16 protein-coding genes and 2 pseudogenes are annotated in these 16,858 nt (G+C 68.5%); 7 read left to right on the forward strand and 11 right to left on the reverse strand.

The genetic code is table 11. The features are described from left to right. Positions 1–252 precede the first annotated feature (252 nt). Complete coding sequence (locus ABD357_RS25470; protein WP_344393213.1) at positions 253–2,304, forward strand: bifunctional glycosyltransferase 87/phosphatase PAP2 family protein; 2,052 nt, start codon at positions 253–255, stop codon at positions 2,302–2,304. On the opposite strand, the gene ABD357_RS25475 is transcribed toward ABD357_RS25470, so the two are convergent. The 5 genes from ABD357_RS25475 to ABD357_RS25490 form a co-directional block, all read right to left on the reverse strand. After that, on the reverse strand, positions 2,258–3,799 hold the full coding sequence (locus ABD357_RS25475) for a hypothetical protein (protein ID WP_425584999.1): 1,542 nt from the start codon (positions 3,797–3,799) through the stop codon (positions 2,258–2,260). The two genes, ABD357_RS25470 and ABD357_RS25475, sit on opposite strands and share 47 nt — an antisense overlap. Before the next feature lie 337 nt (positions 3,800–4,136). Continuing rightward, the gene (locus ABD357_RS25480; protein ID WP_344393216.1) at positions 4,137–4,472 is read right to left on the reverse strand and encodes a hypothetical protein; all 336 of its coding nucleotides are present in this window, start codon (positions 4,470–4,472) and stop codon (positions 4,137–4,139) included. Positions 4,473–4,658: 186 nt separating this feature from the next. Further along, complete coding sequence (locus ABD357_RS25485; RefSeq protein ID WP_344393218.1) at positions 4,659–5,081, reverse strand: hypothetical protein; 423 nt, start codon at positions 5,079–5,081, stop codon at positions 4,659–4,661. 374 nt (positions 5,082–5,455) lie between these two features. Then, complete coding sequence (locus tag ABD357_RS45020; RefSeq protein ID WP_486389231.1) at positions 5,456–5,653, reverse strand: hypothetical protein; 198 nt, start codon at positions 5,651–5,653, stop codon at positions 5,456–5,458. 143 nt (positions 5,654–5,796) lie between these two features. Then, positions 5,797–7,032: a cytochrome P450 gene (locus ABD357_RS25490; RefSeq protein WP_344393221.1), complete on the reverse strand. Its 1,236-nt coding sequence runs from the start codon at positions 7,030–7,032 to the stop codon at positions 5,797–5,799. A gap of 275 nt (positions 7,033–7,307) precedes the next feature. On the opposite strand from ABD357_RS25490, the gene ABD357_RS25495 reads away from it, so the two are divergent. After that, entirely contained in the window at positions 7,308–8,477 is a 1,170-nt protein-coding gene (locus tag ABD357_RS25495; protein WP_344393222.1) for a steroid 3-ketoacyl-CoA thiolase, read from the forward strand. A gap of 82 nt (positions 8,478–8,559) precedes the next feature. Here ABD357_RS25495 and ABD357_RS25500 read toward each other — a convergent pair whose 3' ends face one another. After that, on the reverse strand, positions 8,560–10,164 hold the full coding sequence (locus ABD357_RS25500) for a carboxylesterase/lipase family protein (protein WP_344393223.1): 1,605 nt from the start codon (positions 10,162–10,164) through the stop codon (positions 8,560–8,562). Beyond that, a complete protein-coding gene (locus tag ABD357_RS25505) occupies positions 10,164–12,659 on the reverse strand; it encodes a beta-glucosidase family protein (RefSeq protein WP_344393224.1) in 2,496 nt (831 codons plus the stop codon). Before ABD357_RS25505 ends, ABD357_RS25500 begins: the two co-directional genes overlap by 1 nt. Positions 12,660–12,902: 243 nt before the next feature. Here ABD357_RS25505 and ABD357_RS44820 point away from each other — a divergent pair. After that, a pseudogene (locus ABD357_RS44820) lies at positions 12,903–13,042 on the forward strand (steroid 3-ketoacyl-CoA thiolase); the annotation flags it as partial. Here ABD357_RS44820 and ABD357_RS25510 read toward each other — a convergent pair. Both ABD357_RS25510 and ABD357_RS25515 read right to left on the reverse strand, forming a co-directional pair. Then, on the reverse strand, positions 13,026–13,310 hold the full coding sequence (locus ABD357_RS25510) for a DUF397 domain-containing protein (RefSeq protein ID WP_344393225.1): 285 nt from the start codon (positions 13,308–13,310) through the stop codon (positions 13,026–13,028). The pseudogene ABD357_RS44820 and the gene ABD357_RS25510 sit on opposite strands and share 17 nt — an antisense overlap. After that, positions 13,270–13,530 (reverse strand): annotated as a pseudogene (locus tag ABD357_RS25515) (Scr1 family TA system antitoxin-like transcriptional regulator); the annotation flags it as partial. The gene ABD357_RS25510 and the pseudogene ABD357_RS25515, both read right to left, overlap by 41 nt. A gap of 8 nt (positions 13,531–13,538) precedes the next feature. Between ABD357_RS25515 and leuE the strand changes: the two are divergent. The 4 genes from leuE to ABD357_RS25535 all read left to right on the forward strand — a co-directional run bounded on the left by leuE (position 13,539) and on the right by ABD357_RS25535 (position 16,039). Beyond that, a complete protein-coding gene (leuE, locus tag ABD357_RS25520) occupies positions 13,539–14,156 on the forward strand; it encodes a leucine efflux protein LeuE (protein WP_344393269.1) in 618 nt (205 codons plus the stop codon). 305 nt (positions 14,157–14,461) lie between these two features. After that, positions 14,462–14,920 carry a hypothetical protein gene (locus ABD357_RS25525; RefSeq protein ID WP_344393226.1) on the forward strand — a complete coding sequence of 153 codons (459 nt, stop codon included), beginning with the start codon at positions 14,462–14,464 and terminating at the stop codon, positions 14,918–14,920. A gap of 1 nt (position 14,921) precedes the next feature. Next, the gene (locus tag ABD357_RS25530) at positions 14,922–15,431 is read left to right on the forward strand and encodes a pyridoxamine 5'-phosphate oxidase family protein (protein WP_344393228.1); all 510 of its coding nucleotides are present in this window, start codon (positions 14,922–14,924) and stop codon (positions 15,429–15,431) included. A 167-nt stretch (positions 15,432–15,598) separates the two neighbouring features. After that, complete coding sequence (locus ABD357_RS25535; protein WP_344393229.1) at positions 15,599–16,039, forward strand: DUF6086 family protein; 441 nt, start codon at positions 15,599–15,601, stop codon at positions 16,037–16,039. A gap of 137 nt (positions 16,040–16,176) precedes the next feature. Here the strand turns inward: ABD357_RS25535 and ABD357_RS25540 are convergent, their stop codons facing one another. After that, positions 16,177–16,611 (reverse strand): VOC family protein, encoded by a 435-nt coding sequence (locus ABD357_RS25540; protein ID WP_344393230.1) that lies wholly within the window; start codon positions 16,609–16,611, stop codon positions 16,177–16,179. Between the two features lie 28 nt (positions 16,612–16,639). Next, positions 16,640–16,852 carry a type II toxin-antitoxin system Phd/YefM family antitoxin gene (locus ABD357_RS25545; RefSeq protein ID WP_425584996.1) on the reverse strand — a complete coding sequence of 71 codons (213 nt, stop codon included), beginning with the start codon at positions 16,850–16,852 and terminating at the stop codon, positions 16,640–16,642. Positions 16,853–16,858: the final 6 nt, after the last annotated feature.

Raw genomic sequence — 16,858 nt, forward strand, 5'->3', positions numbered from 1 at the left:
CGAATATAGCCCGCCACCGCCGTATCCGCCCGGCGATAACGCGGGGTCGCGCAACCCGGAGGCACGCCACCGCAACCTCCGGTCGCGCCACACCCTCTTCCGGACAAAAGATGGAAGGACGTCAGGTAAAGCGGGGGTTGCCTGCGTCTCTCCGCGGGGGTAGTGCGAGCCTCATAGGGTTCGCACGGTGAAAACGAACAGATGACACCCATGGGACACGGGTGAACAACGGGGCGGGAGGGCCGACGGGGCGTGGCGAATGTGGAGCACAGCGGACGACCAGGCGATGCCTTCGCGGCGGGAGCCGCGGGCACGGCGAAGGCACGGCTGGGCATGGTGCGCGCGGCCCTCTGGCTGATCGCCGCCGTACTGGCGGTCCGACAGGTCACCGTCGTCCTGAGCACGCCGAAGGGGGAACGCCTGACGGATCTGGAGACCTGGGTCGGGCCGGGCGGCGTGCTGCATGTGAACGGATCCTTGTACGACTCGACGCGCTTCACGGGCACGCCATTCGGCGGACTCGTCCTCAAACCGCTTACGCGCGCGGCCGAGCAGGCCCTCGGCTGGGGCTGGACCTTCGGCACCCTGCTGCTGGTCGTCGCGCTCGGCCTGGTCGCGGCCCGTGCCCTGCCGCAGCCCGTGAGCAGACGCACGGCCCTGCTCTCCGCACCCGTGGCGATCAGCCTGCTGATGCTGTCCCTGCCGGTGCGCAACACGCTGTATCTCGGCCAGACCAGCATCATCCCGGTGCTGCTGGTGCTGCTCGGCTGCTTCGCGGTCCGGGGGGAGCGGACCAGCGGGCTGCTGATAGGCGTCGCCGCAGCCCTCCAGCCGACCGTGCTGCTCTTCGCTCCGCTGCTGTGGCTCACCGGCCGCCGCCGGGCCGCGATCTCCACCGGCGTCACCTTCGCCGCCTGCACGGCCCTTGCCTGGGCGGCGATGCCGCACGACTCGTACACGTACTGGGTGCACCACCTGGCCGGAGTCGGCCTCGGCCGGCCCGCCGACGACCTCGCCAACCAGTCGCTGCACGGCGCGCTGCTGCGGTTCGGCCTGACCGGTCCGCTGGAGATCGCTCTGTTCCTGCTGCTGGGCGCGGCCGTCGCGGTCCTGGGCCTGCGCCGTGCCGTGCGCTACGCGCGCGACGGGCAGCTGCTGCTCGCCGTCGCGGTGACCGGCTGCGTGGCGATCGCGGTGTCGCCCACGACCTGGCAGCACCAGCTGCTGTGGGTGCTGCTCGCGCTGGTCGGCCGGGTCGGCAAGAAGGCCTCGGACCGGTACGTATGGCCGGTCGCCGTCGTCCTGGTGATGACGCTCCCGGCGAAGATGATGCTGCCGAACATGCCGGTGCTCCACCCGCTGCGTGACAACGTCGTCCTGCTCGCCGCGCTCACCGCCGCCTGCGCCGTTCCGTTCCTGTCCCGCACCTCTGCGCACTACCAGGTCCCGATCCCCACGCAGTACGCGCCACCGGTCGAGGCCCGCTGGAAACACGTACCCCTGCTCCCGTTCCTGCGCCGGGTCCTGTCCCGCCCGAACCTCCTCCTCGAACTGCTGCTGATCCGCGTCGGCTACTCCGCCTACCAGCAGGTCAGGCTGGAGGCGCACGGCGGCTCGAACGAGGCGGCCCGGGCCACCGCCGAGCAGCACGGCGAGCAGGTCCTGGCGATCGAGAAGTTCCTGTTCATGGACATCGAGCACTGGGTCAACCACACGGTGGTGGACGTCGACTGGCTGCGGGTCTTCTTCGACTTCTACTACACGTCGTTCCACTTCGTGGTGCCGCTGAGCGTCCTCGGCGTCCTCTATGTGCGCCGCCCCGCCGAGTACCGCTGGGCCCGCTCGGCGCTCGGTTTCGCCACGATCCTCGCGCTGCTCGGCTTCTGGCTCTATCCGCTGGCCCCGCCGCGCCTGATGCCGGGCCTCGGCTATATCGACACCGTGCACGGCGTGCAGGACTTCTCCCAGCCGGACTACGGGACGCTGACCGCGCTGACGAACCAGTACGCGGCGATGCCCTCGCTGCATTTCGGCTGGTCGCTGTGGTGCGGTCTGGTGATCGCGGTCCTCGCGCCGAAGTGGTGGATGAAGGGGCTGGGGCTTCTGCATCCGCTGTTCACGGTCTCGGCGATCGTGGCGACCGCCAACCACTGGGTGCTGGACGCGGCGGGCGGTGCGGCCGTCGTCGGCGCCGGCTTCGCGCTGACCTACCTGCTCCAGGGACCCCGGGTCAGCTCGCGCGCCGAACCGGCGGAGGTCAGCATCGCGGAGCCGGACCCGGCGAAGGACCGTACCCCGAGCTGATCCGGAACACGCCCGGTTCGGTCACCGTCAGCCGCGTGAACTCGCCCCGCTTCTCAAGGCAGCCGCCCTCGGCGTACAGCCACGGCGAGTAGGCGACGCGCACGGTGACCGAGCCGGGCTCCGGCATCCGCACGACGACCTCGGCGCTGGAGGCCCGTACGACGGAGCCGGGCGACGACACCAGGGGCACCGCTTCGCGCACCCGGTACACCTGCCAGTGCGCGTCCTGCCAGACCGGCTCCAGCCAGGCGGGCCTGCTCCTGACCAGGCGCGCCTCGTCCTCGGCGAAGCCGTCCGGCTTCCCGGCGGGCAGGACGACGAAGCCGACGGCCCAGCGGTCCAGCCAGGCCCGGTACGTCGACTCCGAGAACGTTCCGTCGTAGAAGAGCTGCCCGCGTTCGATGTCCAGCTGCCGGTTCCAGCCGCGGGCGAGGTTCACATGCGGGGCGAGCGCGGTGGCCTCGCGGTGGTTGCGGGCCGGGACCACCTCGACCCGGGTGCGCTCGGCGCCGAGCCGGTCCAGGGCCCGGACGACACCGCGCGTGTCGGCGGCCCAGGGGGGCACCTTGGTGGAGATCCGCAGATCGTCGACGGTCTTCGTGCCGACCCAGGCCACGGAGACGACCAGGGTCACGGCGAGGGCGACGAGCCTGCGTCTCGGCCCCTTCTTCTCCCTTTGCGTGAGCAGCGCGGCGAGCAGGGCGGTGGGTGCGAACAGCTCGGCGAGCCGCTCCACGTTCGTGCCGATGGGCGAAGGGACGAGATACGTCAGTACCGTCCCGGCCGCGTACACCAGACCGCTCCACCGCAGCACCCGCCAGCGGCTCGGAGCGAGGGCGAACAGTACGGCACCGAACAGGACGGGCGGCCAGATGCGGTCGGCGGGCATCAACTGCTCGCCCCTGAACGGGAACAGCAGCGTGGTCACCGCGACCACCACGAACGGCGGCGCGATGAGTGCCAAGGCCCGCCCCCAGTCCCGTACGAGGGCGTAGCCGGCCCCCGCCACCACCAGGAACAGCCCGGCCACCGGGCTCGCCATGGTCGCAAGCGCCGTGTACGCAACGGCCAGCAACAGCCGCCGCTCACGGGTGAGCAGCACACAGGCCGCGAGCCCGAAGGCGACGCCGAGCGCGAAGGTCGTACGGCCGGACGCGACGTTGCACCACAGGGCGAGCGACGCGAGTAGCGCGGGGCCGAGGGGGCGGCGGATCCCCGTACGCACGAGCAGCACCGCGGCCAGCCAGGCGGCGAGCAGCCCGGCGACGACCGTCACCGTGCGCACGCCGAAGGTGGCCATCAAGTACGGCGAGATCAGGCTGTAGTTGGCGGTGTGCATCCCGCCGTACCAGAAGAGGCTGTACGCCGAGCCCCCGTGCCGCGACGCGAACTCCGCCCACGCCTGCTGCGCCGCGAGATCCCCGCCACCGGTGGCGAGAAACACGAACCACACCCCGTACAGCGGAACCGTCGGAAGCGTGGCCAGCAACGGCACCCGATGCCGCCGCAAGAACCCCTTGCGCTCCCGGAACGATCCCTTCCGCGAACCGGCCGGGTCGACCGGACCGGAAGGCGGACGGGCGGGGGACAGCTCGGCGGCAGAGACCACGGTCAGCGTTTCCGTTCGAAGTCGTCGAGGCTGTGTCTTTGCTGTGTCACGTGCGAAGACGTCGAGCGGCACGGAAACGTTCACTGGGTCACTGCGATACCGGCGCCGGGGACTCACGAGCCGTGCAACGACTCACCCCAACCGTGGTCACCAGCCGATACCCCAAATCACCGGTGAGGTTCAAGGGATCAGGCCCGAGGGCCGGCGGAAGGCCGCCGGCCGGTCAGCGGGAATGGCCCAAGGGGTAGTTGTCCTTGGTCACCTTCAGGGTGATCTTCGTGTCCTTGGGGTTCCAGAACCCGGGAGCGCTGATGTCCGCCTGTGTCGGCCATGTCGTGCCGGAGGACACGTTGAGGGCCTTCTTCGTCACCGTCACCGGAGCACCCCTCTCGCCTCTGTCGGCCGTGACCGTGACCGTGTAAGAGGCGCGCTTCTCGCCTGTGTTGTGCATCGTGAGGGGCACGACCACGCGGCGGCGGTCCAGGCGCGGCACATAGGCGACGACCTCTCCGTTGTGCGCCGTGGCCGCCGGAGGGCCGAAGTCGTAGTCGTCGGCCACGGGAACGTCGGTGTTCCTGGGCCCGGCGGGTTCGCCGTCGGCGGGAGTCGCCGCGTCCGCCGTGAACTTGCTTTCCGCACCCGTGGGTCCTGGGTTCCGCAGGCCGTCAGGACGAGCGGTGCCGCCACCACGGCGAGGAGCAGAGAGCGTACGGAGTTCCAGTTCCGGGCCCTGGCCGACGTACCGTCAGCCACAGGGGAACACACGGTCGGACTTGTAGTCGATGTAGAGGCTGCTGGACGTCTGCCCCATCTTGGCGGTCACCGGTGCGCAGGCGAAGCTGGAGACGTACACAGGGCCCGCGTACTGGCTGAAGTTGCCCGAGTCGGTGTCGCAGCCGGTGCCGTTCACCTTGCAGACCTTGAGGTACATGTACTCCGTGTTCCCCGCGTTGTTGTCGAGGATGGCGCAGCCCTTTCCGCCGTTCTCATAGGCGAAGAGGGTCGCCAGGCGTTCTGAGGGAGCAGTCCCGACCGGCAGAGGAACAGCCTTCCTCAGCGTGTACCCGGAGCCGCACACATTGGCGTCGGATGCCTGCGAGGCGGCCGACGCCTGCGGGGCGGCCAGCCCCAAGGCCGCCATCGCGACCGCCGCGACGGTCGCGCACATGGTCGATCTCCTGAAGATGGACATAGGTATCCCCCTGTTGTCTGCCTGTTGTCTGCACATCAATGACTGAAGAGCCCGGCGAACCGGACTCACCCGCCCGCTGCACGCAGAGAGCGTGAGGTCCCGCGGGCGAGGCCGCCACAACTTACGCACAGGTCGGCCCCGAAGGGAAAGGTTTACACCAGTCAACCGGCAGCGAGCCGTACATCTCGCGGCGCGAGCCGTAGCGATGCGTATCTCTCAACGGGAGAAGATGTGAACTTCTGTCACGTCTTCTCCCCGCGATCTCCACCACTCAAAGTGAGCCCGTGACTCCGATCACAGAGCGAGCCGGATCGCGGCAACAGGTACTTGTCCAGACAAAGGCTGGACGGTTACCGGTCAATTGGCGTGTTTCTTCCTCTCACATGTAGGCCTGGTGCGGGCTGGATCGGGTCGCGCTTGTCGGCGAAGAACAGCAGGTGCCCGTCCCTCGGCAGCGGGATGTCCAGTTCGTCGACCGGTACGGCGGCACAGTCGACGGAGGCGATGACGTCCGGGTAACCGGACCATGCGACGTCCGGTGGTAACAGAGGGTGGCCCCCGTGCTGTCCGGCGACGACTCCGAAAACCCGACGGCCCCACCTTCACCCCGCCGCCTTCACCGCCTTCGTCGGCGCGGTGAGACAGGAGGCGGGGCGGGGCGCAGGGGGTGGCGTCTGCGGGACCCCTGGGGTCAACTCGCGCTGACCTGGAGCTCCTTGACGCCGTTCAGCCAGGCCGAGCGCAGCCGGCGTGGGTCGCCGACCAGGCGGAGGCCGGGCATGGCGTCGGCGATGGCGTTGAAGATGAGGTCCATCTCGAGGGTCGCCAGGGACTTGCCGAGGCAGTAGTGCGGGCCGCCGCCACCGAACCCGAGGTGGGGGTTCGGGTCGCGGGTGATGTCGAGGACCTCCGGGGAGTCGAAGACGGCGGGGTCGTTGTTCGCGGACGAGTAGAAGATGCCTATGCGGTCGCCCTTCTTGATCCGTTGGCCGCCGAGTTCGGTGTCCTGGGTCGCGGTGCGCTGGAAGGACACGACGGGGGTCGCCCAGCGGACCAGTTCCTCGGCCGTGGTCGAGGGGCGTTCCCTCTTGTAGAGGTCCCACTGGTCGGGGTGGGTGAGCAAGGCGTGCATGCCGTGCGTGATCGCGTTACGGGTCGTCTCGTTGCCCGCGACGGCCAGCATGAGGACGAAGAAGCCGAACTCGTCCGAGGTGAGGTTGCCCTGGTCCTCCGCCGCCACCAACTGCGTGACGATGTCCTTGGCCGGGCACTGTTTGCGGTCGGCGGCCATGTTCATGGCGTACGAGATGAGTTCGGTGGCCGACTCCTGGCCGACCTCCTCGGTGATCGCATACTCCGGATCGTCGTACGAGATCATCTTGTTGGACCAGTCGAAGATCTTGAGACGGTCCTCCTGCGGGATGCCGATGAGCTCGGCTATCGCCTGGAGGGGCAGTTCGCAGGCGACCTGGGTGACGAAGTCGAAGGGGCCGGTCTGAGCGACGGCCTCCTGGACGATCGAGTGGGCGCGCCGGCGCAGCGTGTCCTCCAGGGCGCGGATCGCGCGCGGGGTGAAGCCGCGCTGCACGATGCCGCGGACGCGGGTGTGTTCGGGCGGGTCCATGTTGAGCAGGATCAGCCGCTGGACCTCGATGGCGTCACGCGGGATGTGCTCGTTGAAGCGGATGATCGCGGTGTTGAGCCAGGAGGAGAACAGCTCGGGGTGCGTGGAGACGTACTTGACGTCAGCGTGCCGCGTGACGGCCCAGTAACCCTCGTCCTCGAAGCCCGCGATACCGGGCTGCTGGGGGATCCAGTGGACCGGTTCGGCCTGACGCAGCTCGGCGAACTCCGGGAGAGGCACGCGGTGGTGCAGCAGATCGGGGTCGGTGAAATCGAACCCGTCGGGCAGCGCTGGACAGGGCATCGGCAACTCCGGGTCGTGCGACGGTCGGGTTGTGGAGGTCGGAAGCGCTCGGGGGCGATCGAGGTTCTGACGATCCATCAGGAACTGCGAATTGCCGTGAAGGTAGTAACGGGTTCTAGAAGTAGCAAGAGGCACGACAAGGCCAATTGCGTGCGGAGTTCGTGCAGATCGCGACTTCGGGGCATGCAAGACCCTTGCGGCGGCGGGCCTCCGCTCAGCAGACTGCACTGAGAACTAGTACGCGTTCTAGTTCGGCGCGAGGAAGGGGCGAGAGCATGGTCGCGGAACCCGTCATCGTCGAAGCCGTACGCACTCCGATCGGCAAGCGCGGTGGCGCGCTCGCCAATCTGCATCCCGCCTATCTCCTGGGCGAGACCTACCGTGAACTCCTGGGCCGTACGGCCATCCCCGCCGACTGCGTCGAGCAGGTCGTCGGCGGAGCCGTCACCCACGCCGGCGAACAGTCGGGCAATCCCGCGCGCACCGCGTGGCTCGCCATGGGGCTGCCGTACGAGACTGCCGCGACGACCGTGAACGCCCAGTGCGGGTCCTCGCAGCAGGCCTCGCACATGGTCGCCAACATGATCGCTGCCGGGGTCGTGGACGTCGGCATCAGCTGTGGCGTCGAGGCCATGTCCCGGGTGCCGCTCGGGTCGGCCTCCAAGCACGGGCCGGGAAAGCCGACGCCCGACGAGTGGAACGTAGACCTCCCGAACCAGTTCGAGGCGGCGGAGCGGATCGCTCGTCACCGTGGGCTGACGCGCGAGAACGTCGACTCGTTGGGGCTGGTCTCCCAGGAGCGGGCCGCGATCGCCTGGTCGGAGGAGCGCTTCAAGCGCGAGACGTTCGCCGTACAGGTGCCCACCACGGAGGACGAGCAGCGCGCCGGTCAGGGCATGTGGCGCCTCGTCGACCGGGACGAGGGGCTGCGCGACACGTCCATGGAGGCGCTGGCCGGCCTGAAGCCGATCATGCCGACGGCCGTGCATACGGCCGGGAACTCGTCCCAGATCTCCGACGGTGCCTCGGCTCTGATGTGGGCGTCGAAGCGGATGGCGCGGGCACTGAAGCTCCGGCCGAGGGCGCGGATCGTCGCCCAGGCCCTGGTGGGCTCGGACCCGCACTTCCACCTGGACGGGCCCATCGACGCGACCCGCGCCGTGCTCGGCAAGGCGGGCATGACCTTGAAGGACATCGACCTCGTCGAGATCAACGAAGCCTTCGCCTCAGTGGTGTTGAGCTGGGCGCAGGTCTTCGAACAGGACCTGGAGAAGGTGAACGTGAATGGCGGGGCCATCGCGCTCGGGCATCCGGTGGGTGCGACGGGGGCGCGGCTGCTGACCACCTCCCTGCATGAACTGGAGCGCAGGGACAAGGAGTTCGCGCTCGTCACTATGTGTGCGGGTGGGGCGCTGGCTACGGGGACGATCATCCAGCGGCTGTAGGACGAACATCCGGCGGCTGTAGAGGAAAGGCGGCGGCCCAGGGATCGAAGGCCGCCGCCACAGTCTCTAAGGTTCTAGGACTCTAAGAACGGTCTCGGTCCCAGACGTCGCACTGGTGCTCACGGTGGACCGTCATGCTTGGGCTGTTGCCGCCGTGGGAGGCGGTGCGCAGGGAGAGGAGCTTCTCCTGGCCGTCTGGCATCGGTGGCTGGCCGGCGGCGTGTGGCACCCCGTTTCGGATGAAGGAGCCCCAGTACTGAATCATCTGGCGTGAGAGCGCGCGCTGTTCGGCGTTCAGGGGAGACTTCAGGCCGAAGTGCTTGAAGAGGTACTGGACCTCGTTCACGTGGGTCGCGCCGAAGTCGAAGTCCTTGTTGAGGTTTCGCAGCGAGGCGAAGGGTGGCGAGGTGCGGTCGGCGAACTCGTACGCGTAGACCGGTCCGCGGGCCGCGAGCACGTCGTTGAGCCGGAGTGCCGGGCAGGCCATCAGGAAGTCTCCGTAGGCGGTGCCGTACGCGATGCTCGGCGACGGGTACTCCGACAGCGGGTAGCGCTGGAGCACCCGCTCGCCCTGATCGGCGCCGAACACGCCTCGCACCACCTCGGGATACTGCTCGGCCGTGAGCGGGGAGCCGTTGTTGTCGAATTGGGCGAAGGCGAACATCCGCCCCTCGTCCTGGTTGGCTCCGTTGAGTACCGGGACACGGGCAGCCGCCCCGGTCGCGTACGCCTCGAAGGGCTGCACCGGCAGGAAGTCGCCGCCGGCCACAGGCCCCCAGTTGAAGCCGGCCTGGGCGGCGAGGACTTCCTTGGCGGGCTTGCCGCGCACACACGCGACGTTCGCGCACCCCAGCTTCTCCATGAAGTCGGCGCCCTGCGCCACCGCCTCCTTGTGCGTACGGGCCGCGCAGTCCGCGTACGCACCACTCTGGACGATCCCCCTGTGGAACAGGCCCTTTGAGGTCGGGGACGCCATCTGCGTGCAGACCGAGCGGCCGCCCGCGGACTCGCCCGCGATGGTGACGCGGCCCGGATCACCGCCGAAGCGGCCGATGTTGGACCGTATCCAGCGCAGGCCCGCTTGCTGGTCGAGCATCCCGAAATTGCCCGAGACGCGGTCGCGCGCCTCGCGGTCGAGGCCCGAGGTGGCGAGGAAACCCATCGCGCCCAGACGGTAGTTGACGGTCACCACGACCGTGCCGGTCTGCCGCGCGAAGGTGTCCGGCACGATGTCCTCGCCCGCGCCGGCGGTGAGCCCGCCGCCGTGCAGCCAGACCATGACCGGCCGCTGACCGGAGCGGACGGCGCCGCCTTCGGGGACGTACACATTCAGGTCGAGGCAGTCCTCGGTGTGGCTGGGCTTCTCGTAACCGGGGTCCCAACTCGCCGTCTGCACACAGCGGTTGCCGAAGTCGTCGGCGGTGCGCACGCCGGACCACGGCTTTACGGGCCGCGGGGCTCGCCAGCGGAGGTCGCCGACGGGCGGCTGCGCGTAGGGGATGCCGAGGAACTGCCGCCCCTCGGCGGTGGTCTCGCCGCGGATCCAGCCGGACTCGGTCCGGACGAGTGGGGGGTTCTTCGCGGTCGGGGCGGGCGCCGCGACGGTGGAACCGGCGGCCGTGAGGACGGTGGTCGCCAGGGCGGTCAGCACGACAGCGAGACGACGACGCATGGTGAGGTGGCGCATCACGCGTGCACCTCCGCGACCGTACGCAGGCGCAGGTCGCCCTCCGAGGCTCCGACCCATACGGTGCGGCGGCCGGTTCCGAGCACCCAGTCGTGGCGTTCGGGGTCCCATGAGGAGAGGGTGCGTTCGTCGACGCGTACGGTGACCCGGCGCTCCTCTCCCGCCCGCAGTGCGAGCCGCCGGTATCCGCCCAACACCTTTACCGCCTGGTCGAGTTGGAGTTCCGGCGAGGGGCCGACATACACCTGTGGGATGTCGACGCCGTCACGGCGCCCGGTGTTGCGCACGGTGAAGGTCACCTCCAGACCATGTCGTGACCCGCGTACGTGCGGGTCGCTGTAGGAGAACGTGGTGTACGAGAGGCCGTGCCCGAACGGGAACAGCGGGCGCACGCCCTCGGCGTCGTACCAGCGGTAGCCGACGTGGATGCCCTCCGAGTACTCCTCGGTGCCGTCCACGCCCGGGTAGCGGCGCGGGTCGCCGGCCACCGGGTGGTGGTCGTCGTCCACCGGGAAGGACTGGGTGAGACGGCCGCCGGGGTCGCAGTCGCCGAACAGGACGGCCGTGGTGGCGGCCGCGCCCTCCTGGCCCGGGTAGTACATCTGCAGCACGGCGGCGGCGCGCCGCAGCCAGGGCATCGACGTCGAGGACGAGGTGTTGAGGACGACGGTGGTACGGGGATTCACCGCCGTCACCGCCTCGATGAGGCGCACCTGGTGACCGGGCAGCGCGACGGTCGTGCGGTCCTGGCCCTCGGTGGCGTCCTCGTACGCGAAGAGCACGACACTGTGAGCGGTGCGCGCGGCCCGCACAGCCTGGGCGACGTCCTGGGCGCGGGTCGCGCCGGTGATGCGCCGCAGCCGGAACAGCTGCCCCTTGTCGCCCCCCTTCGCGGTGATCTCCACCTTGTGCGTGCCCTTGGCGAGGTTGAGCGTCTTGCGGCGCACGGCGAGCCCGTCGGGCGCCGCCGACACGAGGCCGCCGGTGAAGAACTCGCCGAAGTCGGGCAGCACGGGGAAGAGTTCCTCGCCGTCGAGGAGCACCTTGGGGCGCGTACTCCCCGAGTAGTGGATGACGAAGGTCCACTCGTCGGCGTCCTGTGCGGTGAGCGTTCCCTCGTACGTCCAGGTCTCCCCGGCGGCGACCCGCTGCCCTTCGCTCTCGAAACCCGGCGAGAAGGCGCCCTTGGGGATGGCCTTGCCGAAGATGTCCTCGCCCAGTGCGTAGGACACCCGGGCGCCGCGCCCCGCACGGGACTTGATGGCGTCGAGTGGACTGTCGGCCCGGTCCGGAATGACATGGGCGCTGCCGCCGCCACTGACGAACGGGATTGAGCCGGTGGGTCCGATGACGGCGATGCTCCGGGCGGCGGCGCCGGTCAGGGGAAGGGCGCGGTTCTCGTTGCGCAGCAGCGTGGCTCCGGCCTTCGCCACGTCCAGGGCGACCGCCGCGCCCGCCGCCGGGTCGCGGTCCGGACGGGGCGGGGCGCTGCCGTCGAGCAGCCCGAAGCCGTCCATCGTCGCAAGGATGCGGCGTACGGCGCGGTCGAGGGACTCCTCGGAGACGCTGCCGTTCTCGACCGCCCTCTTCAGGGCCTTGCCCAGGTACTTGCCGTCCGGCATCTCCATGTCGAGACCGGCGGTGATCGCGTCGACGGTGCTGTGGGTGGCGTACCAGTCGGACATCACCCAGCCCTCGAAGCCCCAGCGGTCGCGGAGGATGTCGGTGAGAAGCTCCTGGTTCTCGCAGGCGTAGGTGCCCTTGACCTTGTTGTAGGCGCCCATGAACGCGCCCGTGCCGGCCTGGACGGCGGACTCGAAGCCGCGCAGTTCGACCTCGTTCATCGTCTGCTCGTCGACCCGCACGTCGATGGTCATGCGGTCCTTCTCCTGGTTGTTCATCGCGTAGTGCTTGACGGTCGCGATGAGACCTTCGCCCTGGATGCCCTTGATCTCCTCGGCCACGAGGTCGGCGGAGAGCAGAGGGTCCTCGCTGAAGGTCTCGAAGTTGCGGCCCGCGTACGGGGTGCGGATGACGTTGACCATCGGCGAGAGCAGTACGTCCTGGCCGAGGGCGCGGCCCTCGCGGCCGATGACCTGGCCGTAGCGGCGGGCCAGTTCGGGATCGAAGGCGGAGGCGAGGAGAACGGGGGCGGGTAGGGCTGTGGCATGCCGGGTGATACGGACTCCGGCGGGGCCGTCGGCGAGACGGAGTGGGGGGATGTCGAGGCGCTCGACGCCGGGGATGTAGCCGGCTTGGCCGAGCGAGTTCGGGTCGGTGGCGCCGTGCAGCAGGGAGATCTTCTCGTCGAGGGTGAGTTTCGCGATCAGGCCTTCCACGCGCGGACCCGCGCTCGGTTCGGCTCTCTTGAGCGCGGTGGTGTGCGAGGAGGTGTGCGAGGTGGTGGTGAATCCGGTGGAGGTGGCCGCGGCTGCGACCGCGATCGAACCGCCCAGCAGACGCAGGGCCGATCGCCGGGACACGGTGTCGGACAAGAGCCGTCACTCCTTCGTGTGCGGGCACGTCGTTGTGGGGACCGCGTGTACACGTGCCACCGGCGGCAGTCGGCGTTCGACCCTTGAACCCACTGTGGGGCCAGAGCTATTGACGTGCCATCAGGTGCCACGAGTACGCGGCGGAAACTATGTCCGCTGATGACTCGTGTCAATGAAGTGAACTGAAGAGGGCCGAACTCTCCACAAGAAGCGAAGGGATCACGCCATGGGGTGGGGGTGCCGGGTCACCCCGTGGGCGCTACGGGAGCGCGGCTCATTACAACCGCGTCGCATGTACTGGAGTGCAGGGAGAAGGAGTTCGCGCTCGTCATCGCGTGCGCGGGTGGGCGCCGGCTACTGCGGCGATCATTCAGCGGCTGTAGTCGTGTCCCTCGTCCAGTCGACGAAGGTGGTGAACGCGGCGGGGGCGAAGGTGAGATGGGGGCCCGCGGGGTTCTTTGAGTCGCGTACGGCGAGGGTGGTGGGGGTTTCGGCGATCTCGATGCAGTCGCCGCCCTGGTCGCCGCTGTACGTCGACTTGCGCCAGGCCAGGGGGCCGAGCGGCGCGCACTCGACGCACTCGCCGCCCTGGTCGCCGCTGTAGCTGGACTTACGCCACTGGATCCCCATCGGCATCGCGTTGTTGTCCATAGCGTTCCTCCATCACCCGCCGGATCAGCTCCGCCGAGTCCCTGAGGGAGAGGGCGGCGGCCTGAAGATGATCGTAACGGAGTGAGCAGTCCTTGACGGTGTCCGGGTTGGCGGTCGGATGCCCGCTTCCGTAGCCCTCCGTGTAGACGATGTCTGGATCGCTCGCGAAGCGGTAGAGGTTGAACGAGCCTTGGAGCCCCGCGTGCGCTCCGGCCGAGTACCTACGCCCTGGGGACGCTCCTCATCATTCTGCTGCCGGGGCCCAGTTCTCTCTACACGCTGTCGGTGGCGGCACGGCGCGGTGTGCGGACCGGATACCGGGCCGCGGCGGGTGTGTTCATCGGCGAGGCCCTGCTGATGCTGCTCACCGCCGCGGGGCTCTCTTCGCTGCTGCGCGCCAACGAACTCGTCTTCTCCGTCATCAAGTACGCGGGGGCCGGTTATCTGGCCTGGATCGCGTTCGGGATGATCCGCGGGGCGTGGGAGATGTGGCGCACCCGCAAGGTGGGAGCACCGGCCGAGGGTCCGGAGGGCGCCCAGGACGGCGAGCGGCCGTTTCGTCGGTCGCTGCTGATCACTCTGCTCAACCCGAAGGCGATCCTGTTCTTCATCTCCTTCTTCGTGCAGTTCGTCGACCCGTCCTATCCGCACCCGGTGCTGTCCTTCGGGCTGCTCGCGCTGATCTACCAGGTGATCAGCATCAGTTACGTGACTCTGCTGATCCTCGGCGGCACGTATCTCTCGGCCCAGTTCCGCCGTCGGCGGCGCCTGTCGGCGGGTCTGACCAGTGGAGCCGGCGCCCTCTTCCTCGGGTTCGCGGCAAAGCTCGCCACCACGGGCAGCTGACGTACCGGGGAGCGACCGCACAACGCGGGAGAGAGCCAACGCGCGCTGGTGCGGATGCGGTAACGGTTGACCACTTCGAGTCGTGGTCGGAGGGGATGGCCGGGCTCCATGCCCGGTTCGTTCATCGTTTCGGCAGGTCCGGACCCGGTGAGAGGGCAGTGGACTACTTTCGCGGACTGATCGCTCCCCCTACGCCGGGGGATAGCAAACAGGCACCCAGCAACCTTGGAGTGGGGCCAATCGACTCGTTCCCGCAGGCCAACAGACTCGGCCGAAGCCACACTTACGACGAGGAGGTGTTGGCGATGGACGAATCGGCACGGCAGGAAGTCTTGGAGAGGCTGGACGTTCTGGTCGGCGAATGGATGGTGGAGGCCGACTTCCCCGGTCTGGCCGCGCCTGCCGCACGCAGCGCGTTCGAGTGGACGCTGGACGGACGTTTCCTGGTCCAGCGCACGGAGATCGCGCTGGCGGAGGCCCCGGACAGTATGGCGATCGTCGCGGTCGACCCGGAGACGGGCGCGTACACGCAGCACTACTTCGACTCGCGGGGCGTCGTACGGGTGTATGCGATGACCTTCGCCGACGGTGTCTGGCGGCTGCTGCGGGAGGCGCCGGACTTTTCGCCACTGGCGTTCCGGCAGCGGTTCACTGGGCGGGTTAGCGAGGACGGAGACACGATCCGCGGCACCTGGGAGATGTCGTCGGACGGCTCGGCCTCATGGGAGAAGGACTTCGAGCTGACGTACCGAAGGGGCCGCTGAGATGAATCCCGGTACATCGTCTGGATCACCTGCAGATGGACCGCCTGCCGATGAATCACCTGCCGCGATAGCGCGCGGCATCGTCGACGCGAGCCTGTACATGGTGCTCGCCACCGCCGACGCGGCCGGGCGGCCGTGGAGTTCGCCGGTGTACTTCGCTCACGTGGAGTGCCGCGAGTTCTTCTGGCTCTCCTCGCCCGAGGCCGTCCATTCGCGCAACATTGCGGTACGCCCCCAGGTGGGCATCGCGATTTTCGACTCGTCGGCCCCGATCGGCACCGGCCAAGGCGTCTACATGCCCGCCATCGCGGAATCGGTGGCCGACCCTGGGATCGAGCGTGCGATGGAGGTGTTCTCCCGCCGCTCCCTCTCGCACGGAGGCCGCGCCTGGACAGCGGCTGACGTGGACGAGGCCTCCGGCCTGAGGCTGTACCGCGCGGTGGCCAACGAGCATTCGATCCTGGCCAAGGACGGTCAACCGGACCATCGAATCCCGGTCGACCTCGCTTGACTTGTCCCGTACCGTCTCACCAGCCAGCCGGGCGCCCATGGGGGCAGACCACGTCGGCAGGCATGGTGTATCGGCTGCGAATGTGACATTGGCGGGAGATCTGTAACATTCATAGATCTACCCGCCTGTGGGCAGCCGCCGTACACCACCTGGGTAAGGCCCCCGAGATGAGCCAGTACTTCGACCTGGGCAACGAGACCCTGTGGAATCCGTCCAACGGGGCCTCCCGCCTGTTCCAGCGCCAAGTGGCGGTCTTCGAGGCGGAGTTGGGAGTCTCATCGGGCATCGGGCCGATGGAGAACGACGAGTGTCAGATCGACCCGATCACCTTCGAGACCTTCGTCAACACCCTGCTGGCGCAGCACCGAAGAACGACCCACGCCATTGTGCTGGCCCTCTCTGAAGGCTTCATCGCCACAGTGCTGGTTCTCGCAGAGCGCGCCGGAATCAAGGTGGACTGGGCCCGGCTCGGCACCACGCCGGACGGCCCGCTTGAAGACGTGCAGGTCTCGGTCCTCACAGGGATGTCCGCCCCGGCGGAAGCCGGAGCCTGGGGATCGGGACTGCGCGAGAAAGCGCGGCAGCTGGGCCGACGCATGCCGCGCTGAGCAGAAAGCCTGCGTGCCGCGTAGCCCTGCGGGAAGGCGGAAGTGGCCGCGGTTGTGCTCGTGCAGGAAGTTCAGGCGGAGGTCGGCGGCGGTCAGAGCGCTGACGACATCGCTGATGCCGTGCCGCCAGCGGCCACTCAGTCGAGACAGAACTCGTTGCCCTCGATGTCCTGCATCAGTTGGCACGACTCGTTGTAGTCATCGGCAAGCAGTAGTCGCCCGCGTACCGCGCCGAGCGCGACCAGTCGTGCGCACTCGGCCTCGAGTGCGGCCAGGCGCTCTTCGCCCACGAGCCCGGTGCCGACCCGCACGTCAAGATGCACTCGATTCTTGACGACCTTGCCTTCGGGAACGCGCTGGAAGTACATCCGCGGGCCCACACCCGAGGGATCCATGCAGACAAACCCTGAACCCTGACGCTCAGGCGGCAGCGAGCGATCGTAATCGTCCCAAGTAGCAAACCCCTCCGGCGGCGGCGGTACGACGTACCCCAACACCTCGCACCAGAAGCGAGCAACGCGCTCAGGGTCCGCGCAGTCGAAGGTGACCTGGAACTGCTTGATCGATGACATCGGACCACCATAGAGGCGGTGTTCGTCGTCAATGCGTCACGGGTCGAAGTAGGCGTCCCTCACTCCTCACCGGCCAGTTCCTGGAGCTCTTCAAGGGACTTGGTGATCCTTGGATGGCCGCTTGGTCGCGTGCGGCAGCTTCCATGAGACGGCGGGCGTTGGCCGGGGATCGGAGCAGGTAGTTCGTCTCTTGCCAGGCGGCGAAGTCCTCGGCGGACATGAGGTTGGCCATGGCCCTCATCCTAGT

It is taken from the genome of Streptomyces vastus, assembly GCF_039532825.1.
Taxonomy (GTDB): Bacteria; Actinomycetota; Actinomycetes; order Streptomycetales; family Streptomycetaceae; genus Streptomyces; species Streptomyces vastus.

Bases quoted from the DNA above. Each gene is read 5' to 3' on its own strand.
- ABD357_RS25490 (WP_344393221.1), bottom strand. From the start codon at position 7,032: ATGCCCTGTCCAGCGCTGCCCGACGGGTTCGATTTCACCGACCCCGAT.
- ABD357_RS25535 (WP_344393229.1), top strand. From the start codon at position 15,599: ATGAGCCAGTACTTCGACCTGGGCAACGAGACCCTGTGGAATCCGTCC.
- ABD357_RS25510 (WP_344393225.1), bottom strand. From the start codon at position 13,310: ATGGACAACAACGCGATGCCGATGGGGATCCAGTGGCGTAAGTCCAGC.
- ABD357_RS25545 (WP_425584996.1), bottom strand. From the start codon at position 16,852: ATGAGGGCCATGGCCAACCTCATGTCCGCCGAGGACTTCGCCGCCTGG.
- ABD357_RS25530 (WP_344393228.1), top strand. From the start codon at position 14,922: ATGAATCCCGGTACATCGTCTGGATCACCTGCAGATGGACCGCCTGCC.
- ABD357_RS25500 (WP_344393223.1), bottom strand. From the start codon at position 10,164: ATGCGCCACCTCACCATGCGTCGTCGTCTCGCTGTCGTGCTGACCGCC.
- ABD357_RS25485 (WP_344393218.1), bottom strand. From the start codon at position 5,081: ATGTGCGCGACCGTCGCGGCGGTCGCGATGGCGGCCTTGGGGCTGGCC.
- ABD357_RS25495 (WP_344393222.1), top strand. From the start codon at position 7,308: ATGGTCGCGGAACCCGTCATCGTCGAAGCCGTACGCACTCCGATCGGC.
- ABD357_RS25540 (WP_344393230.1), bottom strand. From the start codon at position 16,611: ATGTCATCGATCAAGCAGTTCCAGGTCACCTTCGACTGCGCGGACCCT.
- ABD357_RS25525 (WP_344393226.1), top strand. From the start codon at position 14,462: ATGGACGAATCGGCACGGCAGGAAGTCTTGGAGAGGCTGGACGTTCTG.